The 24664-nt window shown below is 45.0% G+C and carries 33 protein-coding genes; 22 read left to right on the top strand and 11 right to left on the bottom strand.

The window, feature by feature from the left end:
- The first annotated feature begins 38 nt into the window (after window positions 1-38).
- The gene (locus HBNXNv_RS04350; protein ID WP_347720461.1) at window positions 39-1103 is read left to right on the top strand and encodes an AI-2E family transporter; all 1065 of its coding nucleotides are present in this window, start codon (window positions 39-41) and stop codon (window positions 1101-1103) included.
- On the opposite strand, the gene HBNXNv_RS04345 is transcribed toward HBNXNv_RS04350, so the two are convergent.
- A complete protein-coding gene (locus tag HBNXNv_RS04345; RefSeq protein WP_347720460.1) occupies window positions 1048-1494 on the bottom strand; it encodes an NOB1 family endonuclease in 447 nt (148 codons plus the stop codon). The two genes, HBNXNv_RS04350 and HBNXNv_RS04345, sit on opposite strands and share 56 nt — an antisense overlap.
- 64 nt (window positions 1495-1558) lie before the next feature.
- Between HBNXNv_RS04345 and HBNXNv_RS04340 the strand changes: the two genes are divergently transcribed.
- Together HBNXNv_RS04340 and eif5A are read left to right on the top strand one after the other, a co-directional pair.
- A complete protein-coding gene (locus HBNXNv_RS04340; RefSeq protein ID WP_347720459.1) occupies window positions 1559-1756 on the top strand; it encodes a histone family protein in 198 nt (65 codons plus the stop codon).
- Window positions 1757-1761: 5 nt separating this feature from the next.
- Complete coding sequence (eif5A, locus tag HBNXNv_RS04335) at window positions 1762-2145, top strand: translation initiation factor IF-5A (protein WP_347720458.1); 384 nt, start codon at window positions 1762-1764, stop codon at window positions 2143-2145.
- Between the two features lie 56 nt (window positions 2146-2201).
- Here the strand turns inward: eif5A and HBNXNv_RS04330 are convergent, their stop codons facing one another.
- Window positions 2202-2552, bottom strand: a complete 351-nt coding sequence (locus tag HBNXNv_RS04330; protein ID WP_347720457.1) for a VOC family protein — start codon at window positions 2550-2552, stop codon at window positions 2202-2204.
- Between the two features lie 55 nt (window positions 2553-2607).
- Here HBNXNv_RS04330 and cca point away from each other — a divergent pair, with 55 nt between their 5' ends.
- A complete protein-coding gene (cca, locus tag HBNXNv_RS04325; protein WP_347720456.1) occupies window positions 2608-3966 on the top strand; it encodes a CCA tRNA nucleotidyltransferase in 1359 nt (452 codons plus the stop codon).
- Entirely contained in the window at window positions 3963-4532 is a 570-nt protein-coding gene (locus tag HBNXNv_RS04320) for an adenylate kinase (RefSeq protein WP_347720455.1), read from the top strand. The genes cca and HBNXNv_RS04320 overlap by 4 nt, the downstream gene beginning before the upstream one ends.
- Window positions 4533-4547: 15 nt before the next feature.
- On the opposite strand, the gene HBNXNv_RS04315 is transcribed toward HBNXNv_RS04320, so the two are convergent.
- Window positions 4548-5231: a hypothetical protein gene (locus tag HBNXNv_RS04315; RefSeq protein WP_347720454.1), complete on the bottom strand. Its 684-nt coding sequence runs from the start codon at window positions 5229-5231 to the stop codon at window positions 4548-4550.
- A 179-nt stretch (window positions 5232-5410) separates the two neighbouring features.
- On the opposite strand from HBNXNv_RS04315, the gene HBNXNv_RS04310 reads away from it, so the two are divergent.
- Both HBNXNv_RS04310 and HBNXNv_RS04305 read left to right on the top strand, forming a co-directional pair.
- Window positions 5411-5692: a hypothetical protein gene (locus tag HBNXNv_RS04310; protein ID WP_174603083.1), complete on the top strand. Its 282-nt coding sequence runs from the start codon at window positions 5411-5413 to the stop codon at window positions 5690-5692.
- Window positions 5693-5767: 75 nt separating this feature from the next.
- Window positions 5768-6148, top strand: coding sequence for a DUF6884 domain-containing protein (locus tag HBNXNv_RS04305; protein WP_347720453.1), 381 nt, complete (start codon window positions 5768-5770; stop codon window positions 6146-6148).
- Here the strand turns inward: HBNXNv_RS04305 and HBNXNv_RS04300 are convergent, their stop codons facing one another.
- Window positions 6149-7759, bottom strand: a complete 1611-nt coding sequence (locus HBNXNv_RS04300) for a tRNA uridine(34) 5-carboxymethylaminomethyl modification radical SAM/GNAT enzyme Elp3 (protein ID WP_347720452.1) — start codon at window positions 7757-7759, stop codon at window positions 6149-6151.
- Between the two features lie 67 nt (window positions 7760-7826).
- On the opposite strand from HBNXNv_RS04300, the gene sppA reads away from it, so the two are divergent.
- The gene (gene sppA / locus HBNXNv_RS04295; RefSeq protein ID WP_347720451.1) at window positions 7827-8690 is read left to right on the top strand and encodes a signal peptide peptidase SppA; all 864 of its coding nucleotides are present in this window, start codon (window positions 7827-7829) and stop codon (window positions 8688-8690) included.
- 33 nt (window positions 8691-8723) lie between these two features.
- Here the strand turns inward: sppA and HBNXNv_RS04290 are convergent, their stop codons facing one another.
- Together HBNXNv_RS04290 and HBNXNv_RS04285 are read right to left on the bottom strand one after the other, a co-directional pair.
- The gene (locus HBNXNv_RS04290; protein WP_347720450.1) at window positions 8724-9572 is read right to left on the bottom strand and encodes a TrmB family transcriptional regulator; all 849 of its coding nucleotides are present in this window, start codon (window positions 9570-9572) and stop codon (window positions 8724-8726) included.
- Between the two features lie 127 nt (window positions 9573-9699).
- On the bottom strand, window positions 9700-10365 hold the full coding sequence (locus HBNXNv_RS04285) for a nitroreductase family protein (protein WP_347720449.1): 666 nt from the start codon (window positions 10363-10365) through the stop codon (window positions 9700-9702).
- A 34-nt stretch (window positions 10366-10399) separates the two neighbouring features.
- Between HBNXNv_RS04285 and HBNXNv_RS04280 the strand changes: the two genes are divergently transcribed.
- Entirely contained in the window at window positions 10400-12073 is a 1674-nt protein-coding gene (locus HBNXNv_RS04280) for an ATP-dependent DNA ligase (protein WP_347720448.1), read from the top strand.
- Between the two features lie 72 nt (window positions 12074-12145).
- On the opposite strand, the gene HBNXNv_RS04275 is transcribed toward HBNXNv_RS04280, so the two are convergent.
- Complete coding sequence (locus HBNXNv_RS04275; protein WP_347720447.1) at window positions 12146-12517, bottom strand: hypothetical protein; 372 nt, start codon at window positions 12515-12517, stop codon at window positions 12146-12148.
- 119 nt (window positions 12518-12636) lie between these two features.
- Between HBNXNv_RS04275 and HBNXNv_RS04270 the strand changes: the two genes are divergently transcribed.
- From HBNXNv_RS04270 to HBNXNv_RS04245, 6 genes are all read left to right on the top strand, one after another.
- Window positions 12637-13212: a 50S ribosomal protein L15e gene (locus tag HBNXNv_RS04270; protein WP_347720446.1), complete on the top strand. Its 576-nt coding sequence runs from the start codon at window positions 12637-12639 to the stop codon at window positions 13210-13212.
- Window positions 13213-13260: 48 nt separating this feature from the next.
- Window positions 13261-13872, top strand: coding sequence for an RNase P subunit p30 family protein (locus tag HBNXNv_RS04265; protein WP_347720445.1), 612 nt, complete (start codon window positions 13261-13263; stop codon window positions 13870-13872).
- Complete coding sequence (locus HBNXNv_RS04260; RefSeq protein ID WP_347720444.1) at window positions 13869-14207, top strand: Rpp14/Pop5 family protein; 339 nt, start codon at window positions 13869-13871, stop codon at window positions 14205-14207. The genes HBNXNv_RS04265 and HBNXNv_RS04260 overlap by 4 nt, the downstream gene beginning before the upstream one ends.
- 148 nt (window positions 14208-14355) lie before the next feature.
- The gene (locus HBNXNv_RS04255) at window positions 14356-14904 is read left to right on the top strand and encodes a TATA-box-binding protein (protein ID WP_347720443.1); all 549 of its coding nucleotides are present in this window, start codon (window positions 14356-14358) and stop codon (window positions 14902-14904) included.
- Between the two features lie 51 nt (window positions 14905-14955).
- Window positions 14956-15399: an NUDIX hydrolase gene (locus tag HBNXNv_RS04250; protein ID WP_347720442.1), complete on the top strand. Its 444-nt coding sequence runs from the start codon at window positions 14956-14958 to the stop codon at window positions 15397-15399.
- A gap of 33 nt (window positions 15400-15432) precedes the next feature.
- The gene (locus tag HBNXNv_RS04245; RefSeq protein ID WP_347720441.1) at window positions 15433-15885 is read left to right on the top strand and encodes a cytidine deaminase; all 453 of its coding nucleotides are present in this window, start codon (window positions 15433-15435) and stop codon (window positions 15883-15885) included.
- Here HBNXNv_RS04245 and HBNXNv_RS04240 read toward each other — a convergent pair.
- Complete coding sequence (locus HBNXNv_RS04240; protein WP_347720440.1) at window positions 15882-16181, bottom strand: 4a-hydroxytetrahydrobiopterin dehydratase; 300 nt, start codon at window positions 16179-16181, stop codon at window positions 15882-15884. The genes HBNXNv_RS04245 and HBNXNv_RS04240 overlap by 4 nt on opposite strands.
- Window positions 16182-16313: 132 nt before the next feature.
- Between HBNXNv_RS04240 and HBNXNv_RS04235 the strand changes: the two genes are divergently transcribed.
- The 4 genes from HBNXNv_RS04235 to HBNXNv_RS04220 all read left to right on the top strand — a co-directional run bounded on the left by HBNXNv_RS04235 (window position 16314) and on the right by HBNXNv_RS04220 (window position 19823).
- On the top strand, window positions 16314-18305 hold the full coding sequence (locus HBNXNv_RS04235; RefSeq protein ID WP_347720439.1) for a minichromosome maintenance protein MCM: 1992 nt from the start codon (window positions 16314-16316) through the stop codon (window positions 18303-18305).
- Between the two features lie 43 nt (window positions 18306-18348).
- Window positions 18349-19095 (top strand): OB-fold nucleic acid binding domain-containing protein, encoded by a 747-nt coding sequence (locus HBNXNv_RS04230; RefSeq protein WP_347720438.1) that lies wholly within the window; start codon window positions 18349-18351, stop codon window positions 19093-19095.
- A gap of 42 nt (window positions 19096-19137) precedes the next feature.
- Window positions 19138-19536, top strand: coding sequence for a translation initiation factor IF-2 subunit beta (locus HBNXNv_RS04225; protein ID WP_347720437.1), 399 nt, complete (start codon window positions 19138-19140; stop codon window positions 19534-19536).
- Between the two features lie 83 nt (window positions 19537-19619).
- Window positions 19620-19823, top strand: a complete 204-nt coding sequence (locus HBNXNv_RS04220) for a hypothetical protein (RefSeq protein WP_347720436.1) — start codon at window positions 19620-19622, stop codon at window positions 19821-19823.
- 64 nt (window positions 19824-19887) lie between these two features.
- Here the strand turns inward: HBNXNv_RS04220 and HBNXNv_RS04215 are convergent, their stop codons facing one another.
- The 3 genes from HBNXNv_RS04215 to HBNXNv_RS04205 are packed head-to-tail and all read right to left on the bottom strand — an operon-like array spanning window position 19888 to window position 22039.
- A complete protein-coding gene (locus HBNXNv_RS04215; protein ID WP_347720435.1) occupies window positions 19888-20577 on the bottom strand; it encodes an endonuclease III domain-containing protein in 690 nt (229 codons plus the stop codon).
- Between the two features lie 28 nt (window positions 20578-20605).
- The gene (locus HBNXNv_RS04210) at window positions 20606-21115 is read right to left on the bottom strand and encodes a hypothetical protein (RefSeq protein WP_347720434.1); all 510 of its coding nucleotides are present in this window, start codon (window positions 21113-21115) and stop codon (window positions 20606-20608) included.
- Window positions 21116-21154: 39 nt separating this feature from the next.
- Window positions 21155-22039, bottom strand: a complete 885-nt coding sequence (locus HBNXNv_RS04205) for a Vms1/Ankzf1 family peptidyl-tRNA hydrolase (RefSeq protein ID WP_347720433.1) — start codon at window positions 22037-22039, stop codon at window positions 21155-21157.
- 107 nt (window positions 22040-22146) lie between these two features.
- On the opposite strand from HBNXNv_RS04205, the gene HBNXNv_RS04200 reads away from it, so the two are divergent.
- The 3 genes from HBNXNv_RS04200 (at window position 22147) to HBNXNv_RS04190 (ending at window position 24622) form a co-directional block, all read left to right on the top strand.
- On the top strand, window positions 22147-22440 hold the full coding sequence (locus HBNXNv_RS04200) for an OB-fold nucleic acid binding domain-containing protein (protein ID WP_347720432.1): 294 nt from the start codon (window positions 22147-22149) through the stop codon (window positions 22438-22440).
- 253 nt (window positions 22441-22693) lie between these two features.
- Window positions 22694-23467, top strand: a complete 774-nt coding sequence (locus tag HBNXNv_RS04195) for a hypothetical protein (RefSeq protein ID WP_347720431.1) — start codon at window positions 22694-22696, stop codon at window positions 23465-23467.
- A 69-nt stretch (window positions 23468-23536) separates the two neighbouring features.
- Complete coding sequence (locus HBNXNv_RS04190) at window positions 23537-24622, top strand: OBG GTPase family GTP-binding protein (protein WP_347720430.1); 1086 nt, start codon at window positions 23537-23539, stop codon at window positions 24620-24622.
- The last annotated feature ends 42 nt before the right edge of the window (window positions 24623-24664 follow it).

Genomic DNA, 24664 nt, shown 5'->3' with positions numbered 1-24664 from the left:
GATAGATAATTTAACGGTCTTTCTGTCATACCCTTAACATGGATGAGGAAAAGCTGAGAACCCAGAGAGAAACACTTGTAGTTGCCGGCCTCCTTGTCTTAGGCAGCTTCTTTATCCTGTACCCGTTTCTTGACTCGATACTGATGGCTGTAGTTGTATCATACCTGTTGAAATTCGCACACGACTGGGTAAACAGCTATCTGAAGAATGATATTCTATCCTCAGTTACTGTGATCTCAGCTGTCATATCAATAATATCAATGAGCCTTTATCTCTTCCTCAACAACTTCTTCACCATACTCTCGGAAGTTGAGGAGTTCTCAGGCCAGTTAAGCGACCTTGTATCCAACCTGGTGATGTTCCTGAACTTATCGCCATCTTTCCAGCAGAACCTGCAACAGTTCATCGACCAGATGTCAAGCGAAGTAACCAACCAGCTCATCCAAATGTTCGTATCAGCACCCTCACTTCTAATCGATCTAGGTATATTCTTCGTAACAGCACTATTCCTATACAGAGACAGAGCCAAACTAAGCAGCCAGATCAAAGGCCTTCTAGACGAGATGCCAAGACCTGAGGAAAAGATTCTCCGATCGCTGATTCACTCAGTCGATAAAATCTTCCGAGGAGTTTTCATGACACAGATAATCGTAGCAGTCATTCTCGGAATCTCAACAGCAATAGGCCTCTACCTCATCGCACTCATAACATCCCCAATACCGCTAATCCCGCTATGGGCCTTCCTGGTGGCAGTAGCAGCACTACTTCCTCTGGTCGCAGCATTCATGTTCTACGTACCTCTAGGAGGATACTACATAATGATAGGCCAGCCATTCAAAGGATCCCTGATAATTGTATTCGGAATAATAGCGCTCAATGTAATGACAGAAATCTTCCTAAGGCCATACATCGGATCAAAACAGATGGAAGAACACCCACTGGTAGTATTCCTCGGATTCCTCGCAGGACCACTCGTACTCGGCCTCAAAGGATTGATTATCGGTCCTCTACTACTGATTCTTACAAAAGAATTCGTTATGGACTACGCTAATCTAGTTTCCGACGAACCTGCTGGGATCCACAACGTGGACATGGAGGAGTAGATACTTCCCGGCCGCAGTTACTGCATACAGAAATCCACTGAAGCTTCTTCTCAATACGGTCCTCAAGAAAACCTTCAACCTCGGCTTCTAGATGAAGGCCCAGATTCTGCAAATCCTTGTCATCAGTCACTAGAGAATCTTTTCTGGTTAACGCCAGGGCCAGAAGTTTCTCATCGGTTTCCGAAGTAGCAGCACCAATCTCCTCAGACTTCGACTGAACCTGCTCAAATATCTCGCTGTCAGGCCGCTGAACCTGCAAATCAAGCAGATCTGCCTTCATACTGGCCTCACTGCTCTTCATCTCTTCAAGCACTTCCGGTACTGTAAAGGCCTGACTGAACCTTTGATCTGCACGGCCATGGATGATTACATTGGCGTCCACTACTACCATAGAAAAGTCTGAAAGACCTATCCTTATTAAAAAATATTTTGACATGACTTACGTGTGATTAACAATGAGTCTACCAAATGCACCAGTTGAACGAATAATCAGAAAGGCAGGAGCAGAAAGAGTTTCAGAAGACGCAGTCGAAGAACTACGAAGTGCTCTTGAAGAACTAGGATCAGAAATTGCATCCGACGCTACAGAAGTAGCAGACCACGCAGGAAGAAACACCATCAAGAAAGAAGACATTGAACTGGCTACAAAGTGATCTAAATGCCGCGACAAGTTGAAGCATCCAAAGTAAACAGCGGAACATACATCATGCTGGACGACGAGCCATGCGAAGTAAGAAGCATGAGCAAATCCAGCCCAGGAAAACACGGATCCGCAAAATGTAAGATCAAGGCCCGTGGAGTATTCGACGGAAAAGACAGACACGTCACCAAGCCAGGAGACGCAATGCTAATGAGTCCTGACGTCGACAAGAAAGTCGGTCAGATCGTCTCACAGGAAGGAACCATTGCCCAGGTAATGGACATGGACACCTACGAGACAGAGGAAATGGAACTTCCAGAAGACCTCGACGCAGGAGAAGGAGACGAAATCGAGTTCTGGGTCATCGCAGACCGCAAACTCGTAAAAGGTCTAGCAAACTAGACCTCCACACTTCTCTCTCATTTTACATATCAACACAGAATTCTTTCATACAAAAACTATAGATGGCCATCATACAACTCCAGAGTATTACCTTCAGAATCCCTCACCGTAATCCATCTATGGCCTCCAACACTGTTCTCAGAAACTATTTCAGCAAACTCTGAAACCCTATCTTTTTCCTCATCAAGGTCCTCAACACGAAAGCCAGGAAAACAGTTATCGCCATAAGAAACTTCTCTGTCAGTAACATCGGCCTCAGCACTGTGAAGCCCAATCTTTACACCATCAAACTCAAACTCTACAAGCCTCTCAGACTCAGTAACAGGATCCTTCTGAAACAACTTGGTGTAAAACTTGACAGCTCTATCCATGTCCTGAACTGAGATATTCACGAAATTCAGCTGCATAACTGTAACTGGCCGCTGGAAAGATTAAAACTTCTCCACCACTCAAACACTAAATATGAACTGGGAAAGGCTAAGAGAAAAAGTACTGGAAGAAATATATCCGACAGAAGAAGAATTCGAGAAAATACAGGGCCTCTACGATAAAATCTCCGAATACATAGAGGAAGAATACGGCCTTGAAACACATTTCGCAGGGTCAGCAGGAAGAAAAACCTGCATGGCCGGAGACAAAGACATCGATCTCTTCGTGCTTTTCCCTGAAACCACTGAAAGAATAGAACTTGAGAATAAAGGCCTGGAAATAGGAAAGAAAACATTCCAGAACTTCAACGCCGACTACCACGTCGAATACGCCGAACACCCATACAGCAAAGGCCATATAGAGGGAGTAGAGGTAGAAATAGTTCCATGCTTCGACACAAGCCCGGAAGACATCAGAAGCGCAGTCGACAGAACACCACACCACTCCAGATGGGCCCGAGAAAATCTTGACGAAGAACAGAAAAAAGACGCTGTACTACTCAAAAAATTCCTCAAGAAAAGAGGCCTTTACGGATCATCACTGAAAAACAGAGGTTTCTCAGGCTACCTCTGTGAAATACTTGTAGCAGAATACGGCAGCTTCAGAGAACTTATAGAGGATGTGGAGGACTGGACTCAGGAAAAAGTCCTCGATCTAGAAAACTATCACGAAGAAGGCCTTCCACAGGAATTAAAGAACAAGTTCTCGAACGATAACCTTGTAGTAATTGATCCAGTGGATCCTGAGAGAAATGTGGCCTCAGTACTCTCTACTCAGAACTACGCAGAATTTATTCATCAGGCCTGGAGATTCAACAAGAAACCTGGAATTGACTTTTTCCGGGAAGAAGATCCTGAGTATGAGAGATTCGAGCTTGAAAAAGAGATAAAGGATAGAGGAGACTTTCTGGTCATAGAGTTCGATAGTCCTGACGAAGTGGACGATGTGGTCTATCCTCAGATGAGGAAGACGCTCTCCAGAATGGAGTCAGTACTGACAAAGAATGACTTCAGACTGTTTGAATCAGGTTTCCACGTTGGAGAGGAGAATACAAGAATATTCTTCGAGCTCAGCCAGCACCTCCCAGCAATCGAAGAACTCAAAGGCCCACGAGTATTCCACGGAAAAGACCACATGGAGCAGTTCACATCGAAATACGAAAACACGTTCGTGCAGGGAGACAGGCTTATCGCAAAAACCGAGAGAGAATACACCGATGCAAGAACACTTCTCAAAGAATTCGTATCAAGAGACAGAGAAAAACTGAAAGAGGAAGGAGTTCCAAACTACGTAGCTGAGAAAATGGAGGAGGCAGTATTCACCGAGCCAGTCCTCGAAGACGATAAATGGTTAAATTACTTGGCCGAAAAACTACACGTGATCCATAAATGAGCAACGTAAACATCGTAGTAGGACTTTCAGGAGTAGGAAAATCCACAGTACTTGAAGAAGCAATGCTTCTAGCCGACGAAGAATACGAAGTAATCAACTACGGCGACAGAATGTACGAAACAGCAAAAGAACAAGGCCTCGCCGACTCAAGAGACGACATGAAAGACATCGGAGTAGAAAAATACAAAGAAATACAGAAAGACGCAGCAGAATCAATAGTAGAAGACGCAGAAGACGGAAACGTAATTGTAGACACTCACGCAGCAATCAAAACACCATACGGATACATCCCAGGCCTGCCAAAATGGACAGTAGAAAACCTGGACCCAGGCAAAATCATTGTACTAGATGCCTCAGCAAAAGAACTCTACAGAAGAAGCACCAGCGATAGCGGCCGCAACAGAGAACACGACTCACCAGACGACATTGAAGAATACCGGCAGATCGCAAGAGAAATGGCCTCAGCAGGATGCGTACTCACAGGAGCATACCTCAAGATCATCGAAAACAAGAAAGGCAAGGCCCAGGAAGCAGCAAGAGAACTTATCGACACTCTAAAGGCCTAAAAAGGCCTACATTTTTCACTTCTCTTTCTCCAGATAGTATTTAGGACTGACAACTATCAGATAAGTAGCTACAACTGCGGAAGTCAATCTTCCGATCACAAAACCAATAAGGCCAGCTGTCTGAAGTGCGCCGCTGGAAGCTGCGGATACACCGAAAAGCAGGAATGAGAAGACGATCAAAGCAGTTACTTCTCTCTGATTGCTGGCTGAAAACTCTGCAGATTTTCTAAATCCTCCTGTAAAACCTTCTCTCAGCAAAGTTATCGGCAGAAAGTATGTTGAAAAACCTATAGCCAGCATTAATACTACTGATAGAGAAAGGCCTACTACTGGAGCGATAAGATTGCCATTAATGTAGAGAAGAGCAGAACCAGCTACTGCAGGAAGAGCTGAAATAGCTCCCAGCGCGATAAAGGCCAGGCTTGCTAGCAGGATATCTCCAATTCTCTTTGAAGTTCCTCTGAATCCCTCGAGAAGGCCTGCATTATTTTCGACCATGTAGGCTACCATTACTGGTACGAAAAGCCCCAGAAAAATGATGAAGGGTGCGCTTGCAAGGTAGAAACCAATATCCATTGACGAAAGAATGTATACAAACCAGGCCGTGCTTATTGAAGTTGATGCCAGTCTTGGTACGAAGTAGACTGGCCTATCCTTCAGCTCCTGAAAGCTCTCCTTCAAAATATTGGTCAATTTCATCTGTTATCCGGCCTTTTCTGATCTTTCACAAGTTATTTTTCTGGAATAGATTATTAATCAACATGAAGAAAAAAGAAGTGTTTTCATTACCTCGTGACAACGAATCTTTGCTGTGAGGGCCTCGAATGCACTAAAACGGCAGGAAAAGGTTAATAATAGTTACAACCCCTACTGCCAATATGGCAAGCCTCTGGGATTTAGGAAAGAGTTCTAAAGAGAAGCTTGCCGATGAATGGGAAGATGACGGAGTACTTGAAGATAAAGTTAACGAGCACCGTCACAAGTTTGAGGATCAGTTCCAAGAAAACATGGATGACGAGGTACCGACTCATCCGTACAAGATTTACCGTGAAATAGTGGAATCCAACGAACTAACTGATGAAGAGCGAGTAGCTCTTGAACAGATGAAAGATGAGTTCTCCGAAAGATGGCAAGAACTCAAGAATACACACTCCAACTAGACGTTCATCGGCAGTAGCTCTCTATGGGGAGGGGGCTACCCGTCTTTTTATTTTTCCCGCGTTGAGGATACATCTATGGCGCTCTACGTTACTTACTGTTCGAAAGAAAAGTCCAGCGAAGAAAAAGAGATTCCTGCCATCTGCCGTTACAGTTCCAGCAGAATCCAGAAGATATTCGAAAAGTCGAACACCAAAGGCCATCATTTTGCAATTTTATCTGGAAAATACGGTTTAATAGAGCCTGAAAAAGAAATTCCATACTATGACAAACTTCTCATGCAGGACGAAGTTGGAAAAATGATTCCAAAGGTAAGAGACCAGCTACAGGAACTTCAGGCCTCCAAAGTAGTATACTTCACAAAAGAAATAGAGAATCAGAGAATACCTTACTTCAAACTAGTGAAAAAAGCCTGCCAGAAAGAAAATATAGAATTTGAGAAGAAAATAATAGAGTAATTAATCCAGATACTTGACCATGTAAGGCCCTTCCTTCTCATATCCCATATTCCTGTAGTATTCTCGAGTACCGACAGCTGAGATAACGACCACTTTATCCTTTCCAAGCTCTCGGGCCTTTTCCTCGGCGTTCTCCATCAACTTGCTTCCGTAACCTTTATGCTGAGTGTCGTCACCTTCGGCACCGATATCTGTAGCGCTGCCCATAACCTTCAACTGACGGACAATCAAAGTATCATCGCCGATCTCGGGCCTGAAGCTTTCAGGAGTAGTTCTCAACCTTGAGAAACCAAGAATAATATCGTTCTCGGTATCCTCGAAGCTTGCAAAGTATTCGTGTCCTCCAGAGGCCTCATAATCTCGCTCAACTAGCTCGATATTCTCTTCCTGTGGCTCGAGATCGTGGTTTCTCTTCACGTGGCCAACTTCTCTGGCACGGATATTTCTGGATCTTTCACCGTTCTCCCATAGCTCCTGCAGTGCCATCTGTCTCATGTTTGTCAACTGAGGGCCTGCATCCACTTCGGTTGATGGAATATCTCTCATAACTCTCTTTACACGGACATGTGGCGGGATATGGTCTCTAAGTATTTCTTTCAATCTATCTTTGGCCTCGTCGTCGTCGATAGGCTCGAACTCGCCTTCCTCGTACTGTCTGTAGAGTTCGGTGCCCTGGATAACTTCGCAGGGATAGATCTTGACTTCGTCCGGCTGGTAGTCGGCGTTGGAGAATGTCTCTTTGAACTTCTCGATATCTTCTTCATAGCCTTCTCCCGGAAGCCCTAGCATCAGGTGGTATGCAACCTTGAAACCCGCGTTCTTCAGTCTCTTAGTGGCCTCGACTACAGGCTCCATGCCGTGACCTCTGTTAGTAATTTCGTGAGTCTCATCGAAAACTGTCTGTACACCCATCTCTACACGGGTGCCTCCCATCTCAAGTATTCTGTCGATATGCTTGGTCTCCGCGATATCAGGCCTTGTCTCGAAAGTCACTCCTACATTTCTGACGTCAGCGGTCTCGTTTATGTCCTTGGCCTCTTCTAGAGAGTCTGCGCCCTCAAACTCATCAGGATCGTCGATCTCATCTTTATCTTTGTACGTGTTCAGCCCGTCGAACGCCCTCTTGATAAACTCTTTCTGGTATTCTGGGTCCTGGAACGGGAAGGTTCCCCCCATTATGATTAATTTGGATTTGTCGATGCTGTGGCCATTTTTCTCGTACTGGCCCAGTCTGTCGTGTGTCTGTTTGAAGGGGTCGTACTGGTTTCTGATAGCTCTACGAGTTGCTGGCTCCTTGCCGGTGTAGCTCTGAGGAGCATCCTTTCCTTTAGGACAGTAGATGCAGCCACCACCACAGGGAGCAGGCCTTGCCATGATCGCAACATTCGCGATACCGGAAAGTGTTCGGGTTGGCTTTGTCAAAAGAACTTTCTGGGCCTTTTTCTCATCCTCCTCAACGAACTCGAGAATGTCGGAGTTCTTCGGAAGGCCTGGGAAACTCATTTCCGAGCAGAGCTGTTTCTTCCGGGTCTCTACATCGTCTTTATCCTGTATTTCGCCGGCCTCTATCTCTTCGATTATCTTTCTTGAGAGCTGTTTTAAGTCAGACATAATCAGGTATACAGGTTGAAATGTTAAAAAGAAAAGTTAAAGTAAATCGCTGGCCAATACTTGTGGTATGAACAAGAAAATACCCGTGCTTTTGACAGCACTTATTCTGATTTCAACAGGAATGGCCGCAGCATTCTCGCTAGACTCTCTATTCCAGACAACAGGTACAGCCGCAGTAATCCAGTTATCAGGAAGTATCACGCCAACATCATCAGGCTTCAGCTCGGGGATAACACCGGAAAAAGTACGGGATCTAAACCAGAGAGCACAACAACAGAACGTCGACGCAATAGTATACGAAATCAACTCCGGCGGAGGATCAGTAGTGGCCTCCAAAGAACTCATGCGCGAAATCGAATCCGTAGACGTACCAACAGTGTGCCGATTCAGAGACGTAGGAGCCTCAGGAGCCTACATGGCAGCACTGGGATGTGACAGAATAGTAGCAGATTCGGCCTCTCTAACAGGCAGCATAGGGGTTAGAAGCTCATATCTCCAGTACACAGGCCTTATGGACAAACTCGGCCTCAAGTACGTCAATATTTCTTCAGGAGAGTACAAGGAGCTTGGATCTCCATACCAGAATATTTCGGAAACTCAGAAAGAGATGCTTCAGGCAAAGGCCGATAAGATCCACGAAGAGTTCTACAGCAAAGTTGAAGAGGAAAGAAATCTTTCAGAAGAACAGCTACAGGAAGTAAAGACAGGAGAGCCATTCCTAGGTTCTCGTGCAGAGGAACTAGGCCTCGTAGATGAAATTGGAGGTCGTCAGACAGCATACGATACTGCTGAAGAACTTGCAGGGATGGAGTTGAACTTCAGAAAGGTTGAAGCACCTTCAGGATTCAACTTCTTCCAGTTAATGGGGGCAAGTATCGCAGAAACAGTACTTGGTTCTGAAAGCAGTGCATTCAAGTCAGAAATTGGCTGAAAGTAAAAGTAAAGAGAAAATGTGTTGATTTTTTTATTCAGGTCTCTTAGGGCCTTTCGGTCCTTCAGGTTCCTCTGAGTGATGCCATAGAACGTCGAACATCGGGCTTAGAGTTTCCTGAGCCATGTGGTCACTCTTTGACCAGAAAGCTGTTTCCTGAGTGTTGTGGACTTTGTCGTGAGTCATCGACATTGTAAGTGCGTCGTCGTCGACAACTGCAAACCTTCCGTTTGGAATATCGAACTCGTCCTTGTCCTGAAGATGTCTGACCTCGGCAAATTCTTTGAGGTCGTTAACTACATCTGCGTTCTCTTCGGTGATAGGCCCGAGAACTTTCACATTAACTCCGTTCTCGCGTGCATCCTTGAGAAGATTGTAGTGGTTATCTCTTAGATCCTTCAGTCCTTCTTCAGAAGTTAGAATCTTAATGCTGTTTTGAGCTTCCTGGAACATTGTTCCAACATGCTGCTCAATCTGATGCTTGCCTTTAAGTGATCCAGACATTTCAGCAGGCTCTACAAGATCAAGACCTTGATCATAAAGCTCTTCAAGCTCTTCAATGGCCTTAGATTCTTTGAAACCATCCAGCTGACCAAGTTTCTCCTCCAGTTCCTGTCTGTGCTGTTTCTTAATATTCTCAATTGCCTGGTTCGGTGGTATGGCAACGTATTCCATGGGTTTGCTTGACTTTATGACGGCGAAACCTTTCTCGGCCAGAGACTCTAAAACATCATAAGCACGTGAACGTGGAACATTAGTCATCTCGGAAAGTTCACCGGCCGTAGAAACTCCTCTGCCCAATAGAGCAGAGTAGATCTTTCGCTCGTACATGTTCAGCCCTATATCCTCTAGGGCATCCAGTGTTTCTTGACTTGCGACCATTTGTATTTACACCTAAGTAACGGTTGCTTGAAGGCAGTTATAAACCTTTTCGGCACGATTTCTGCGCAACAAAGACAGAAACCTGCCAGGTTTTATTATCCTCTAGTAATCAATGAGAAATGAAAGTTTATAAAACCTTTCTCAACTTTCGCCGTAACTTGTCTCTAAGGCCTTTAGCCTTCTTTCCGTAGATCCTCTTCTCCTCCTTCAGGCCTTTCCACTCCAGACCCTCAAAAACAGAGGTAATCTGCCTACCATAACTATCGTAGTAACATCTCTGCTGAAGCCTGAACTTATGCTCGCTAGTCTGCGGATTATCAGTATAACCAATAGAAATCGCCATCAAAGGAACCTTGCCCTCAGGAACACCAAACTTCTGCGCCACCATGTTCTCATCAAAGCCAGAGACCAAAATAGACGCTAAATCATTCTCATAGGCCACAAGCCTCATGTTCTGCACAGAAAAAGCTGCCTCAGCCATGCAAGCCTTCCTAGCCTCAGAACTGCCAACTCTCTTCCTCATACGCGGAAGATCACCGATAACAAGAATAGTGGTAGGGGCCTCCGAGATTCTGTGGTTGCCTGTTGACTCTTCAAGCTTGTGTAGAGCATCATCGCTCTCAATAACAATAAACTCTAGGCACTGAACATTGCCGGGCGAAGGCGCGTAACGGCCAGCCTCCAGAATCTTACCTACAACTTTTCTGGCAATTGTTTCATCTCTGCACTCTTTGAAAGTATTCAGATTCAGGGCTGACTCAAAGCTAGACATCATAACAAACTGCGGAAGCATACGGTTTAAACCTTCAGGTGGCAAAAAACTATCTGTGAAATACTCCAAACTCGTCGAAACATACCAGCAACTGGACCAGACACAGGCCACCCTAGAAAAAACAGACATACTAGCAGAACTATTCAAAGAATCCGACGAAGACCTAGAACACGTAGTCCTACTCGCCCTAGGAAGAATCTACCCAGAATGGATGGAACCAGAAATAGGAGTATCAAGCCAGACAATGATAGACGTAATACACCAGGCCACAGGAAGAGGAAAAGACGAAATAGAAGAAGTCTGGAAAGAAAAAGGAGACCTAGGATTCGCAGCCGAAGAAATGGTCAAAAACAAGACACAGCAAAAACTCATGTCCAAAACCCTCACAGTAGAAATGGTCGTCGACAGACTCAGAAAAGTAGCAGAAATGGACAAAGAAGGCCTCAGCCAGTCAGTAAACCAGGACAAAAAGAAGAAAGAAATCGCAGACCTGATCTCCAACGCAGAACCAGTAGAGGCCCGCTACATAACAAGAACAGTACTCAACCACCTCAGACTAGGAATAGGAGAGGGAACAGTAAGAGACGCACTAGACGAAGCATTCTTCAACGGAGAACACTCAGAAGACATACAGAGAGCATACGACTTCACAAACGACTTCTCCAGAGTAGCAAAGGCCTGTCAAGAAGGCCTTGAAGAAGTAAACTCGCTTGACATCGAGCTCTTCCGCCCAATAAAATCCATGCTGGCCAAAAAAGTAGATACTATAGAAGAAGGATTCGACACAGTCGGAAAACCAGCCGCAATCGACTACAAATACGACGGCATGAGGGCCCAGATCCACGTCAAAGATGGAGACGTCAAAGTATTCACCCGGAGACTGGAGGATGTCACAAAACAGTTCCCGGACGTAGTCAAGGCCGTAGAGGAAAACGTAAAGTCAGAAAACTGCATAATAGACTCTGAAATAGTGGGATACAACCCGGAAGACGGATCTACAATACCTTTCCAGAGGCTCTCAAAGAGAATCAAGAGAAAGTACGATATCCAGAAACTGAAAAAAGAAATACCTGTAGAAGTAAGGCCTTTCGACCTGATATACGACGAAGAATCTCTTCTCAACCAGCCTTACCGCGAGAGATGGGAGAAACTCAACAATAGTATAGAGGAAGAGGAGAAAATCCTCAGGTCTGTCGACCACGAAGAAACTTCTGAAGAGGAAAAAGTACAGGAAATGCAGCAGAAAAGCCTCAGCGACGGCCACGAAGGAATCATGATGAAATCGCTCGACGCTGAATACAAGCCAGGATCCCGTGTAGGATACATGGTAAAACTGAAACCCGTTATGGAAACACTTGACCTGGCGATAATAGGAGCCAAATGGAGTGAAGGCCGAAGAAGCGGATGGCTGGGCCGACTCTACCTCGGATGCTACGATGAAGAAAACGACGAATACCTTGAGGTAGGCCGAATGGCAACAGGCCTCACCGACAAACAGTTCCAGGAAATCACCGAAAAACTCAAGCCACTCATCACCAAGGAAGAAGGAAGAAAGGTAGAGGTAAGGCCTGAAGTAATCGTAGAGGCCGAATACGAGGAAATACAGAAAAGCCCGGAGTACACCTCTGGTTACGCACTCAGGTTTCCGCGTATGAAGCAGTTCCGTGAAGATAAGGATGAGGCTGATTCTCTCGAGAAGGTTAAAGGCCTTTACGAAGATCAGAAATAGAAAAGAAAATTAGGAAATGGTGAAAGCCATTACTTATGGCTTAACGCATATCAATCTCTGCGTTTGGAGTTGTTATTCGTGCTTCTGGGAGTAGTGGATTTTCATTCCTCTCTCGGTATCAAACTCTTTGCCACATTCTGGACAGGCGTGTTTCTCTTCTTCAACTTCTTCTTCAGTTTTCTCTACCTGTTCTTTAACTTCTTCCTGGACGCTTCCCTGGTTAGCAGGCTGGAACTGCTGCTGAACACTGTCTCCTCTGGAACTATCTCTCATCATCTTCCATTCATCGCTTTCAAGCCAGATGATGAAAGCACCGATGAGAACCAGAAGAGGTCCAATACTTCCTTTTACAAGGTATAGAAGTTTATCAAGCTGGGTGGCTGTGGAGTATACTCCAACTACAACCATTAATGCTCCAATTAGTATCTTAACAGCTGGGTGCATGGTATCACACCTGAATGATAACAGCTTGGTCTTTTATTTGTTATCGTTGAGCAATCAAAAGAAACCCGACAGGGTTTATAATATTTTCCGGTCTAAAATTCGTGTACGAGGCATCCAAAATGAGTTACTACAAATACGCCCAGGAACAATACGAACAGCCTAAAGAGAACCTGGACGAACTCTGGCAACAGAGACTTGTCGAATGGAGACAACAGGACGCAATAGTAAAACTTGACAACCCAACAAGAATTCCAAAAGCCCGACAGCTAGGATACAAAGCAAAGAACGGGTTCACGCCTGTAAGAGTCAGAGTAGACAAAGGAGGATCAAAAAGAAAAAGACCAAGCGGAGGAAGAAAGCCGAAAAACTACGGTCAGAACAGATACTCCTCAAAGAAATCAAAGAGAGTAATAGCAGAGCAGAGAGCCTCAAAGAAACATCCGAACCTTGAAGTTCTCAACAGCTACTGGGTAGCAGAAGACGGAAACCGCAAATGGTACGAAGTCATCATGGTAGACCCAGAACATCCAGAGATCAAGTCAGACGACGACATCAACTGGAGTTGCGACAAAAGAGACAGAGCAGAAAGAGGCCTTACACCTGCAGCCAAGAAATCCCGCGGACAGAAAAACCGTGGAAAAGGCGCAGAAAAAGTAAGACCTTCCCAGTCAGCCAACGACGGCAAAGGGAAGTAAAAAACACATTTCTTTTTACATTTCCCTTCCTACCTTTAATTCTACACAATGCCAAAATACCACGACATCTGCCTCAAAAACACTTCTAGCGAGGTATGCCAGAAAGCACAGGAAATAGGCTGGAACACCACAAACTGCAGCCTCAACACTGTATTCCTCGAAGCAGAAAACTGGGGAGAACTCAAGAAAAAAATCAACTCTCACAGAAAAGAAGCAGATGTACTGGTATTCAAAGGTGGCAACGAAGAACTCAACAGAAAGGCCTGCCAAAACAACAAACTTGACATACTTCTACACCCGGAAAAAGGCAGGAAAGACCCGGGAATAAACCACATCATGGCAGAAGAAGCAGCACAAAACAACACAGCAATAGGCCTCGACCTCACACAGCTAAACCAGAATGGAAAGAAAAGAACACACATCCTCTCACACTGGAGAAAAATACTCAAACTGTGCGAAAAATACAACACACCATACCTAATAACAACGGCCGCAGAGAAAAAACACCAGCTCCGAGCACCAAGAGAACTAAAGGCCCTAATTGACTCAATAGGCTACTCGGGAAAGAAGGCAGTCGCAGAAACGCCCGGAAAAATAATCCGCAACGCAGAAAAATCAGAGAAAGATGAGTGCATCAGGCCCGGAGTTGAAAAGAAATGAAACACCTCCCGCCAACACTGAGAGAAGACAACAGATACATCCGATACAAGATACACTCAGAGACAGCACACGAATTCCCTGAAGTAGTAGACTCAATCTGGGATGCAGTTCTTGGATACCTTGGAGAAAAACAGGCAAGCAAGGCCAACCCATGGATAATAAAGAATCTCTTTGATGAACAAAAACAACAGGGCGCAATAAGAATAAACCGAGAAACAGAAACAGATGTCAGAGCAGCCCTGATATTTATAGATGAGATAGTTGGCGAAGAGGCCTTTGTAACAGTTGAACAGGTTGCAGGAACTGTAAAATCTCTTGAAGGCCTGGAAGAATAGATTTTTTTTCTTCGGAAATATATACTTTGTGAAACTCTTTTAAGCGGTCTATTTAAAAGGTTTCACTTATAAACCGTATATAAACTATATAAACTGGTCTTAAGTTTTGAATGAGGCCACGTTTGCCAATTCCAGGTGAAATCCACAAATGGTAGAAGACGAAGACATTAAGATCCAAAACGTTGTTGCTTCCGCAACATTCGACCAACGACTGCCTCTAGACAGAATCGCAATTTATCTAGAAAACACAGAATACGAGCCGGAGCAGTTCCCAGGCCTAGTATACCGACTTGAAGAGCCAAAGGCCGCAGCACTACTTTTCGGCTCAGGAAAAATCGTCTGTACAGGAACACAGAGTCCAGAACAGGCCAAAGAAGCTACACACAAGATCATCGACGAACTGCGTGAAGCAGACGTCGAAATCGGCAACAAGCCAGAGATCACAGTACAGAACATCGTAGCATCCTCAGAACTAGGAGCTACACTCAACCTCAACAGAATTGCCTTCGAACTAGTAGGAACAGAATACGAACCAGAACAGTTCCCAGGCCTAGTATACAGGCTTGAAGAACCAAAAGTAGTATTCCTACTCTTCTCATCCGGAAACCTAGTATGCACAGGCGGAAGGACTTACGAAGACGTCAAAGAAGGAATCGCCACACTCGAAGAGAACCTCAAAGAGATCGGAGCACTTTAAAGCTCCATCTCACCTATTCTCTTCCTTATTCTCAACTCGAGGAACTCACAAATGAACAATTCTCACCTAGCTGCCGCAGCAATCGCAACCAACCAAGAAGGAGAAATCCTCATGGTACAGGAAGGAAAAGGCCAGGCAAAAGGAACATGGACATTCCCAGGCGGCAGCTTCGAAGACAGAGAACAACTAAGAGAAACAGCAGAAAGAGAATTTCTAGAAGAAACAGGATACAGCATCGAAACAGGCCCAGTAATAGGAGTATACCTCGAAGAAAGCGTAAGAACAGGAAACACAGTAGCAGTATTCCTCTACGAAGCACAGATAACAGAAAGAAGACACAGCGGCCTCAACGATGGAGAAATACTCGACGCACAGTTCTTCTCACCACATCAGATACAGGACCTCAACCTCGGAAAAGAAAACAGAAGAAAAATGCTAGAAGACTACCTAGAAGGCCGCGGATTCTCACAGAACAGAATAACAGATACCAGGTAAAAATATTAAATCTCAAATGTACTGACTTTATCTATGGATCTGCCGGAACAACTATCAGAACAACAAGTAGAGAGACTTATCGAAGAGGCCGAAGAAGTCAGGAAAAATACTTTCTCCACCTTCACAGACAGCTCCGTAGGCGCAGCTATTCTAACAGATTCAGGAAATATCTATACTGGCTGCTACTATGAAAGTGTTATTCAGGGCCTCGGCACCTGCGCTGAGAGAAATGCCGTAGGAAATGCCGTATCAAACGCAGATTACTCATTCCAGGCCGTTGCCGTAGTAGGAGAGCAGGAGAAACCTATAACGCCCTGTGGGGCATGCAGACAGATACTTGCAGAATTCTCCGAAGTAGCCGAACACGATATAACCATAATTATGAGAGGCCAGAACGGTGAAACAAAGATAGAAAAAATAAGCGAAATGATTCCAGAAAGCTTTGGCGCAGGAGAAGCAGGCGCAGATCTAAGCGAATACCGCTAATCCCAGTCAATATTCCCTACTTTCCCCTCAATTCTCTTAGCAAGCTGGAAATCTCTCTCAGTAAGGCCCTCAACATCGTGACTCCACAGATCAATCTCCACGGCGCCGTACTCAACTTTTACAGACGGATGATGGAACTCTTCCTCAGCAAGCGAGAAAACACTGTTCGCAAAGAAAACAGCATCACGATAACCATCAAACTCTACACGGCAAACAAGCTTCTCGGCCTCAATACCCCAGATCTGGAGATCTTCAAGCCTTTCATTAATCTCGGAATCATCAAGTTTATCAGACATACAAAAACAAGGCCTCTCCAAACTTTTCACTTTAACCGAGGAAGGCCCCGAGGAAAAAATTCTTCGGCCAGGAAAAGAATTACTTCACATGATCGATTGCATTTTATCACTTTTTCCTACTAATAATTCAGTATGGAGTACGGGGAGGCGGTCAACGAGTTCGAGGAATTTTTCTCTGAGAAATACTACAAGAAGGTCGCTACAGCCGTACAAGACGGAAAAGATTCTATAGTAGTCGACTTCGAAGACATGGACATATTCAACTTCGAACTAAGCGACTACCTGAGAGAAAACCCGGTATCAGCAATAGACGCAGCAGAAGAAGGCCTCGAAGGCCACGACCAGGTATCCGAAGACAGCCTCAACGTCAGATTCGTCAACATGCCGGAAGAAGACTACGTATTCCTGAGAAACCTCCGATCCAAACACATCGGAAAATTCATACCTGTAGAAGGCATGATCAAAAGGGCCTCACAGGTAAAACCGGAAGTTGTATCCGCAATCTTCGAATGCACACAGTGCGGAGACCGATACGAAAAAGAACAGGACTCCTCACAACTCAAAAGCCCATACAAATGTGACTGCGGATCAAGAAAGTTCGAAGTCGAAGAAAAAGTCATGACCGACACACAGATAATCACTGTAGAGGAAAACCCTGAATCCAGAGAAGGGTCAGAACAACCATCCTCACTACAGGTCAGACTCGAAGGGGATCTAGTAGACCCAGACTTCCAGAAAAGAGTAGTACCAGGTAACGTCGTAGAAATAACGGGAATAATGCGAGAAAGGCCTGTCAAAAAGAACTCGAAAAAGTTCGACATCTACATGGAGGCCAACTACCTCGACCCAACAGAACAGGAATTCGAAGAACTGGAACTTTCAAGGGAGGAAATAGAGGAAATAGAAGAACTCTCAAACGAAGACGAAATATTCGAAAAAATAGCAAGAAGCATCGCACCGTCAATCTTCGGCCACCACCAGATCAAAAAGGCCATCGCACTCCAGCTATTCGGAGGAGTCAAAAAATCAAGAGACGACGGAGTAAAAAGCAGAGGAGACATCCACGTACTACTAATAGGAGAACCAGGAACAGGTAAGTCTCAGTTACTGAAATTCACAGGAGAACTAAGTCCAAAAGGCCGCTACGTAGTAGGAAAAAGCTCTACAGGCGCAGGCCTTACAGCGTCCGTAGTAAAAGAAGAATCTACAGGAGAATTCAGCCTAGAAGCAGGAGCAGTAGTCCTAGCGAATAAAGGTATGGCCGCAATCGACGAAATCGACAAGATGGCCGCAGAAGACCGTTCCTCGCTGCACGAAGCAATGGAACAACAACAGATCTCGGTATCCAAGGCAAATATCCAGGCCACACTTAACGCAGAAACATCTATCCTCGCAGCAGGAAACCCGAAGATGGGAAGATTCGACCCATACGAACCAATTCCACAGCAGATTAACATCGGAGACACACTTCTCTCAAGATTCGACTTCATCTTCCCGGTCAAAGACGAACCGGACGAAGAAAAAGACACCAAGTTATCTAGGCAGGTACTGCAAAACCACCTGGACCCAGAGGAAACAGATGCAGAAATTCCACAGGACTTGCTCAGAAGATACGTCGCACACGCCAAAAAGAAAAGGCCTCAGCTAACACAGGAGGCAGCAGATGAAATACAGGACTTCTACGTAAGCATGCGTTCAACAGGCAGTGGAGAAGACAACAGCAGCGTACCAATCACCGCAAGACAACTAGAGGCCTTGGTTAGAGTAGCAGAGGCCTCAGCAAGAGCAGAACTAAAGGATAAAGTGGAGGTCAGCGATGCACAGAGAGCGATTGACATCCTCAAGTACTCACTGGAACAGATCGGAGTCGATCCGGAAACTGGAGAGTTTGATATTGACAGAATCGAATCCGGGGTTTCCAGCAGCCAGAGAAACAGGGTGCAGACAATCAAGCACATAATTGACAAGGTCTCAGGATCTGATGATTCGGCAGCTATAGAGGATGTACTTGACGAGGCCGAGGAAGAGGGAATTGGTCGAGATAAAGCTGAAGAAGTGATTGAAAATCTGAAGCGTGACGGCGAGCTTTTCGAGCCGAAACAGGGCCAGGTCCAGAAGATTTAGGATCTGTGAAACATTCAAAAGAATAAACTAAAACTGTGATACTATGCCTCAACAGAAAAGACAGACAGCAAAACTAACCAACACGGAAGAACTGAATTCAGGCAAATACTTTCAGAAAGAAGGATTCACACCGAACTACCTTCTAACACCGCAGGGCCGTAGACTTTCAAGAGCCCGGCTAGTGGCAACTGTAGTCGATACTTTCACAAACGAAGACGAAACCTACGGATCAATCACACTAGACGACGGCCTAGATACTACACAGGTCAAATTCTTCAACGACATTGACGACGTATCCGAATTCGAAGAAGGAGACATCGTTGAGGCAATCGGAAAAGTCAGAGAATACCAGGGCCAGATCTACATGGACGCAGAAGTACTCAAAGACGTAGCTGTAGAAAAAGAACTACTACACCAGCTCCGATACCGCAAAACAATGGAAGAATGGAGCCAGATCAGAGACACAGTTAAGCAGCTCAAAGAATCCGGCAAGGATCAGGAAGACATCGAGAAAGAAATGGCTGGCAAACTGGACGAAGACGAAGTAGACTCTCTACTACAGAGCTTCGGCGAAAGCTTCTCAGTATCAGAAACTCAGGAAGACATCGAAAACCTGGAGAAAGACGTACTGGATGCAGTAGAAAATCTGGACGAAGGAGAAGGCGCCGACTACGCAGACATTGTCGACGAAATCGACGAACCGGAAGACAAACTAGAAGACACAATCAACGGCCTACTCAGCGACGGAACCTGCTACGAACCAAAACCAGGCAAAATCAAGAAGCTGTAAAAAGAATAACAGTTCAACCTAATCAATAAGAGGCGATTAAAAATGGATTATGATGATTTACTTGAGAAGGGCCAGAGTCAGGTTGATGAGGAGCAGGGCTCGGGCGAAAGATTTGAGATGCCTGAGGTTAAAAGCAGGAAGAAAGGATCGAATACAGCGATTGAAAACTTTTCTGAAATAGCTGACAAGCTTGGAAGAGAGGAGAAACATCTTTCAAAGCATATTCAGAGTGAGCTAGGAACTTCAGGCCATATCGATGGCAAGGAGCTTGTACTTAATGGAGAGTTCCGCAGAGGCCACGTACAGTCCAAGGTTGAGGACTACGCTAATGATTATGTGATCTGTCCGGAGTGTAACAGGCCGGATACCAGGCTTACAAAGGAGAAAGGCGTTGAGATCATGAAGTGTCAGGCCTGTGGCGCTCGAACAGTTGTAGAGTAGGAATTTTTCTTTTTCTTCCCTCCTTAATTATTTGTACTTCTTTAAAGCTTGGGTTTTAACGGGTAGTTATAGGTGTAAAAATTATGGAAGGACAAGAAGCTTCACCAGAACAAGCAATGCAGATGATTCAGCAGCGACTTAACGATCTTCAGCTAACACTTCACGCACTAATGAGTGTTCTAGACGAAGATGAAATGATTGACCAGGAAAGAATCAACGAAAAGGCACAGGAAATCGTTGAGAATCTGGAAGAACAGCAAGCTGCTCAGCAGGAAGACCTAGAATAATTTCCTAGGCCTCTTCAAAAAATATCATCTACCACGTAATTTTTCTCATATTTTTCCTTTTACTTCAGAATTCTTCAGGATCCATGCTGCCCTTGTAAACCTCCTGATAGTAATCGCACTCCTCAGGCCATATACAGTTCTCGCAGTCAGGATTCCTGGCAGAAGCAGTATCGCGGCCGTACTCAATCATCAAACGATGAAGCTCATACTTGATATCATCAGGCACCTTCTTCTCCAAAATGTTGTGAGCCTTCTTTCTACCAGCATTCCGAGGAATAAGGCCTAGCCTCTTCGAAATCCTGTGAACGTGAGTGTCAACAGGGAAAACCGGCATCCTGAAATAGAAACACAGAATGATTGCAGCGGTCTTAGGCCCGACACCAGGAATCTGAGTCAGCCAGTCCTTCGCATCGTCAACACTCATATCTCTAAGGAACTCAAGGCTGTACTCGCCCTGATCTTCGCGTACAATTCTCAAGGATTCCTGAATTCTCTCGGCCTTGGTAGGTCCAAGCCCGGCAATCCTGATAGTATCAACAAGTTCCTCGTAATCGCCGTTCTCAATCTCCTCGTAGGTATCGTATTTCTCTGTCAGGTTCTTGTAGGCCTTGTCACGGTTAATATCGTTAGTGTTCTGAGAAAGAATTGTCTCAATAAGATAGTCAACAGCGCTCAACTCGGGAGGCTCAGGTGGCTCGCCGTAACGCTCTTTCAACCTTCTGTTCAACTCCCGAATCTTCTCTTCCTCATCCATAACTCAGACACAGCAGTACAGACTTTTATTACTCAAAGGAGCCCTCAAGCAGTGGTTCTTCTTCATCTACAAGAGTCAATATGGTGTGGTAGAACTGGGTATCGTAAAACTCTGAACTCTCATCAACCTGCAGAACAAGCTCTCCATTCCTTTCTGCTGCGCCCTCCAATGTATGAATAAACTGAAATAGCCTCTGCTCAGCTTCCTCAGAACCTCTCACTTCCTCCGCATGACTATCGAAATTATTGAAATAGGTAAGAACTCCGTCAGTATTCTCGAAAAACTTGTTTGCAAGAACGCCAACACCGGTCAAATCATTGTAATCAACGGCCTCTACACTACCTGCCTCTAACTCAACAGGATCACCATGTCTCTGATCCGGATGCCTCAACTCGATCCCTGCAAAAGCAGCACTCTCAGGATCGTAGAGGCCTCCATCACGATAATGAACTCCCAGAACACCCTCCAGATCCTCATCTCTAACATACTCAAATGCTGTATCATAAGCCTCATCGCCCTCAACAAGGTGAAGTTTCACGCCAAAGCATTTACCTCTAAAATCATTTATATCAGGCTGCTAGAGATTTCTCATAACGCCAAAACCGTAAAGGGCCTCAAGATCAGACTTGTTAGGATCAAAACCGCCAAGATACTGGCCGGGCAAGTCTCTGCACAAGTCTTTCTCACCCACAAGGAAGACCTCTCCTTCATCAGGAATCGCAATATCAACATTCTTCACGTGGCCCTGAATCTGCTCATCACGCTTCCTCTCAAAACGGCTCTGGGAAAAACCACCGCTAGAATGCTGGCGATCAACACGATCCTTAACATGCTCTAGCAACTCAAGCTCGCCATCTGACTCACGGAAAACCTTCGAGTTACCGGCCGAAACCTTCACCCAGATCTTCTCCTTACCAACAAAATCCTCAAGCTCTCCAACCGAGAAACTCTCACCGGAGAACCACTTAGAATCAAAGAAAGGCCTTACATCCAGGAAAAGATCAAAGACCTCATCCTCATCAAAAAAATAGAGCCCGGACTCATCAATACTCTTGAACTGCTCACCGGAAATAGAGTTCTTAAGGCCTCTAACATCATCAATATTCTCTCTATCGCCTTCAGAATAAACAGTTACGAGATCATCTTCTGAAGATGCTACTGAAGAAATTTTACTGATAACTCTGCGGGCCTCCTCAAAATCAAGATCTCTTCTACCCTTGGAATCAGAGCTCTCCGAAGAATCATCTTTCTCAGTATCTGATTTCAGGCCCTCAATTTTATCCTTTAATCTATTAGCACGCTCTTCAGCTTCCTGTTTTTCTTTTGAAAGCTTGCTTCTGCGTTCTTTCTCGGCCTCGAATCTTTTTCTCCATCTATCCTCGTCCTCCTGAAGTTTTTCGACTTTTTCTTCCAGTCTTTCAATTTCTTTATCCTTGTCTTTTCCTGAGCTGAAGGGCCACATAACACCAATTTCTGTATGCAGGTTTACAGTATTTTGGTGTTTCTACTGGAGGAAAACAAAAACCCTTTTAAATTTCGTCTGGAGTATTGTCTATTAGTGGTAAAATAATGCCCGAAATGACTGTTGAGGAACTAAAAGCGGATTCAGATGACGTTGAAATCACAGGAACGATCAAAAAACTTCCAACACCTAGAGCAGTATCTACACAGTACGGCCAGAAGAGGATTACGACAGTAGTCTTCGAAGATGAGACAGGAGAAATCGACCTGACGCTCTGGGAAGAAGAAATCGATGCAATTGAGGAAGGCGCAGAAGTTCAGATCAACGGCGGATACGTCCGCGAATGGGCTGACGACCTCCAACTCAACATCGGAAGAGACGGCAACATCGAGCAGGTATAATCTAGACCTACTCGACCAAAAACACATCTACCCCTCCTATTTCTATATTAACAAAAAGAAACGATTCCAGAAATGAAATTCATCATCCTACTCGCACTCATAGACTTCGGAAAACAGGCCTTCACATATCTAATGGGCTGAAACTCCTTTACCAACTTCTTATTTGTGTTTAAATTCTACTGAATGAGCTACAAGCTCTTCGATACGGAAATGCTTATAATTTTTGTTATTGCCTAGTAATACTGTGATTCCGATGGGCCAAAACTCAACTTTCGGATATGGAAGCCTGATACTACCAACTTCGGTACTGGCAAGATTCGACGATGATATAGGTCCAGCTAAACCTATTTATGATGAAGGAAAAGAACTTGGTGACGAAGGCCTTCTGAGAGAGGAGGCCGTTGAAGCATGGGAAGAGGAGAAAGATAGAGAAGAAGGCTTAGAATTCGTACCTGTAAAGATCCCTGGCTTCAGAAGAAACTATACTTTGGAAAAATATGGAGGAACTATGCTGGAAGCCGAACATACCGGCGATGACGAGGACGTCATTAATGGTGTGGTTATCAGAGGTCTTGATGATGAACAGTACGATGCTATAGCCTCCTCTGAAGGGTATGGGGTTGAGGAAGTAGATCCGGATGTCATACAGCCATACGTCGATGGAGTGGATCTAGATACTAGTGTGACAATATTCACAGAAAGCGTAGACGATAGATCTGACTACTTCACATCTAGAGGCAGACAGGAGACATACCACTCCAGAATACTGAAGGGCATAGAAATGATGGCCGACATGCATGGAGAAGACGTCGCAGAAGAATTCAGAGATGATTTTCTGGATAACACCTACGAAAACGCTGTACCGGGAAACTCTTTCCCCAAAGACACTCCAGAAGAAGACCGCAGAGACCTCAGAAGAGAACTAATGAACACAGTAAGACAAAAAGACAGATCAATCCAGGGATTCAACAACCTAATGGACAGCATCGAAGACGACTACAGAAAGGCCCGAAAACAAGGCCTCTAATACACATTTTACATCTCATTCTCAACAGGAAGTAAAGACTTTTTGAAACTCAACCTTCACAGTTCAGGTATGGGCCTTGAAGACGAGATTCAGCGAGTAGAAGATAAACTTGAAGAGACACCGGTAAACAAGGCAACTGAAAAGGAAAGAGGCCGACTGAAGGCCCGTATCGCCGAACTCAAGGAGGAGAAACAGCAGAAGGCTAAAGGCACTGGTGAGACCTCGGGTTACGCGGTCAAGAAACAGGGCGACGCAACTGTTGCTCTTGTAGGGTTTCCTTCTGTAGGAAAATCCACGCTTCTAAACCGATTAACAAATGCTGACTCGGAAACCGGCGAATACGAGTTCACAACGCTTGATGTAGAACCTGGCATGATGAAACACAAAGGGGCCAACATACAGATACTTGACGTGCCAGGACTGATCGGCGGCGCAGCAGAGGGCCGCGGCGGAGGCACACAGGTACTTTCGGTAGTCCGCAACGCTGATCTCGTGCTTGTACTGCTTGATCCAGAGGAGATGAGATACGACGAAATAACTGGCGAACTATACGACGCAGGAATCAGAGTCAACCAGTCACCTCCAGACATGAAAGTAGAGAAGAAAGGCCGGGGCGGAATCAACATTGCCACAACCGTAGACCTGGACATTGAAGACGACACCATCAAACAACTGATGCATCAGAAAGGCTTCACCAACGCAGAAGTCATAATTCGTGAAAAACTCGATCTAGACCGATTTATCGACGGCCTCATGAGAAACCGGAAGTACGTGCCCGGAATCACAGCAGTCAACAAAATGGATCTTCTCTCAGACCAGGAAACCAAGGACTACAAGGAAAAATACGATTTATTAATCTCTGCACAGGAAGGTAAAAACCTTGAAGAACTGCAGGACCTCATCTTCGAAAGCATAGGCCTTATCAGGATATACATGAAAGAAAAAGGCGAGGACCCGGACAAAGAAGATCCACTAATTCTCAGAGAAGGCGATACGGTTGGAGACGCGCTTGATCATCTTCCAGGAGACATGAAAGACCGTTTCAAACACGCACGTGTAACAGGAGAAAGCTCAAAGTTCCCTAACCAGAAAGTCGGAGAAGAACACGAGCTAATGGATGAAGACATCCTCGAACTCAACCTCAGACACGTGTAAAAAACAGCTAAGAGAAGGCCTTATTCTCTAAGAAACGATTAG

This window comes from Candidatus Nanohalovita haloferacivicina (genome assembly GCF_029232205.1).
GTDB lineage: Archaea > Nanohalarchaeota > Nanosalinia > Nanosalinales > Nanosalinaceae > Nanohalovita > Nanohalovita haloferacivicina.
This window is presented reverse-complemented; position numbering and strand designations above follow the sequence as displayed.

Excerpts from the sequence above, each read along its gene's own strand:
- HBNXNv_RS04350 (WP_347720461.1), top strand. The coding sequence starts at position 39 with ATGGATGAGGAAAAGCTGAGAACCCAGAGAGAAACACTTGTAGTTGCC.
- HBNXNv_RS04345 (WP_347720460.1), bottom strand. The coding sequence starts at position 1,494 with ATGGTAGTAGTGGACGCCAATGTAATCATCCATGGCCGTGCAGATCAA.
- HBNXNv_RS04340 (WP_347720459.1), top strand. The coding sequence starts at position 1,559 with ATGAGTCTACCAAATGCACCAGTTGAACGAATAATCAGAAAGGCAGGA.
- eif5A (WP_347720458.1), top strand. The coding sequence starts at position 1,762 with ATGCCGCGACAAGTTGAAGCATCCAAAGTAAACAGCGGAACATACATC.
- HBNXNv_RS04330 (WP_347720457.1), bottom strand. The coding sequence starts at position 2,552 with ATGCAGCTGAATTTCGTGAATATCTCAGTTCAGGACATGGATAGAGCT.
- cca (WP_347720456.1), top strand. The coding sequence starts at position 2,608 with ATGAACTGGGAAAGGCTAAGAGAAAAAGTACTGGAAGAAATATATCCG.
- HBNXNv_RS04320 (WP_347720455.1), top strand. The coding sequence starts at position 3,963 with ATGAGCAACGTAAACATCGTAGTAGGACTTTCAGGAGTAGGAAAATCC.
- HBNXNv_RS04315 (WP_347720454.1), bottom strand. The coding sequence starts at position 5,231 with ATGAAATTGACCAATATTTTGAAGGAGAGCTTTCAGGAGCTGAAGGAT.
- HBNXNv_RS04310 (WP_174603083.1), top strand. The coding sequence starts at position 5,411 with ATGGCAAGCCTCTGGGATTTAGGAAAGAGTTCTAAAGAGAAGCTTGCC.
- HBNXNv_RS04305 (WP_347720453.1), top strand. The coding sequence starts at position 5,768 with ATGGCGCTCTACGTTACTTACTGTTCGAAAGAAAAGTCCAGCGAAGAA.
- HBNXNv_RS04300 (WP_347720452.1), bottom strand. The coding sequence starts at position 7,759 with ATGTCTGACTTAAAACAGCTCTCAAGAAAGATAATCGAAGAGATAGAG.
- sppA (WP_347720451.1), top strand. The coding sequence starts at position 7,827 with ATGAACAAGAAAATACCCGTGCTTTTGACAGCACTTATTCTGATTTCA.
- HBNXNv_RS04290 (WP_347720450.1), bottom strand. The coding sequence starts at position 9,572 with ATGGTCGCAAGTCAAGAAACACTGGATGCCCTAGAGGATATAGGGCTG.
- HBNXNv_RS04285 (WP_347720449.1), bottom strand. The coding sequence starts at position 10,365 with ATGCTTCCGCAGTTTGTTATGATGTCTAGCTTTGAGTCAGCCCTGAAT.
- HBNXNv_RS04275 (WP_347720447.1), bottom strand. The coding sequence starts at position 12,517 with ATGCACCCAGCTGTTAAGATACTAATTGGAGCATTAATGGTTGTAGTT.
- HBNXNv_RS04270 (WP_347720446.1), top strand. The coding sequence starts at position 12,637 with ATGAGTTACTACAAATACGCCCAGGAACAATACGAACAGCCTAAAGAG.
- HBNXNv_RS04265 (WP_347720445.1), top strand. The coding sequence starts at position 13,261 with ATGCCAAAATACCACGACATCTGCCTCAAAAACACTTCTAGCGAGGTA.
- HBNXNv_RS04260 (WP_347720444.1), top strand. The coding sequence starts at position 13,869 with ATGAAACACCTCCCGCCAACACTGAGAGAAGACAACAGATACATCCGA.
- HBNXNv_RS04255 (WP_347720443.1), top strand. The coding sequence starts at position 14,356 with ATGGTAGAAGACGAAGACATTAAGATCCAAAACGTTGTTGCTTCCGCA.
- HBNXNv_RS04250 (WP_347720442.1), top strand. The coding sequence starts at position 14,956 with ATGAACAATTCTCACCTAGCTGCCGCAGCAATCGCAACCAACCAAGAA.
- HBNXNv_RS04245 (WP_347720441.1), top strand. The coding sequence starts at position 15,433 with ATGGATCTGCCGGAACAACTATCAGAACAACAAGTAGAGAGACTTATC.
- HBNXNv_RS04240 (WP_347720440.1), bottom strand. The coding sequence starts at position 16,181 with ATGTCTGATAAACTTGATGATTCCGAGATTAATGAAAGGCTTGAAGAT.
- HBNXNv_RS04235 (WP_347720439.1), top strand. The coding sequence starts at position 16,314 with ATGGAGTACGGGGAGGCGGTCAACGAGTTCGAGGAATTTTTCTCTGAG.
- HBNXNv_RS04230 (WP_347720438.1), top strand. The coding sequence starts at position 18,349 with ATGCCTCAACAGAAAAGACAGACAGCAAAACTAACCAACACGGAAGAA.
- HBNXNv_RS04225 (WP_347720437.1), top strand. The coding sequence starts at position 19,138 with ATGGATTATGATGATTTACTTGAGAAGGGCCAGAGTCAGGTTGATGAG.
- HBNXNv_RS04220 (WP_347720436.1), top strand. The coding sequence starts at position 19,620 with ATGGAAGGACAAGAAGCTTCACCAGAACAAGCAATGCAGATGATTCAG.
- HBNXNv_RS04215 (WP_347720435.1), bottom strand. The coding sequence starts at position 20,577 with ATGGATGAGGAAGAGAAGATTCGGGAGTTGAACAGAAGGTTGAAAGAG.
- HBNXNv_RS04205 (WP_347720433.1), bottom strand. The coding sequence starts at position 22,039 with ATGTGGCCCTTCAGCTCAGGAAAAGACAAGGATAAAGAAATTGAAAGA.
- HBNXNv_RS04200 (WP_347720432.1), top strand. The coding sequence starts at position 22,147 with ATGCCCGAAATGACTGTTGAGGAACTAAAAGCGGATTCAGATGACGTT.
- HBNXNv_RS04195 (WP_347720431.1), top strand. The coding sequence starts at position 22,694 with ATGGGCCAAAACTCAACTTTCGGATATGGAAGCCTGATACTACCAACT.
- HBNXNv_RS04190 (WP_347720430.1), top strand. The coding sequence starts at position 23,537 with ATGGGCCTTGAAGACGAGATTCAGCGAGTAGAAGATAAACTTGAAGAG.